Raw genomic sequence first — 514 nt, forward strand, 5'->3', positions numbered from 1 at the left:
AGATATTTCTCTTTCTAACCAAACAATTACTAGTACACCTAGGGTGATTCCTAATACAAGAGTCAAAATAGGGACAAGCATCCATATAATCCCATAGACTTCTTTTAAGGATTCTAATCTGGAAAAATACTTGATAGCTTGTATTTCTGTTATATCAATTATCATTTCAACGATCGACTTCTCCCATAATGATATCTATGCTACCTAGTATTGTCATAATATCAGCCAATTTCATTCTTTTAACTAACTGAGGAAGAATTTGCAAATTGATAAAACCAGGCGGGCGAATTTTCCATCTCCAAGGAAAACCACTCTGATCCCCTATCAGAAAAATTCCCAATTCACCCTTTGGGGCTTCGACTCTTACATAAAGTTCTTGTTTCGGCAATTCAAAAATAGGAGAAGGTTTTTTACTAATGAATCGATATTCAAAATCATGCCATTCTGGATACCTTTCTCTATCAAAGTATCGAAGTTCTAAATTCTCATAGGGCCCCCCCGGAATTGTAGTCGT

General features: G+C 35.6%; 1 protein-coding gene. It reads right to left on the reverse strand.

Annotated elements, in window-relative coordinates:
- Positions 1–166 precede the first annotated feature (166 nt).
- The coding region (locus tag IEZ04_RS36415) for an NADH-quinone oxidoreductase subunit D-related protein (RefSeq protein ID WP_506004871.1) at positions 167–514 on the reverse strand (348 nt) is incomplete at its 5' end.

It is taken from the genome of Streptomyces ruber (genome assembly GCF_014648075.1).
In the GTDB taxonomy this organism is placed as follows: Bacteria; Actinomycetota; Actinomycetes; order Streptomycetales; family Streptomycetaceae; genus Streptomyces; species Streptomyces ruber.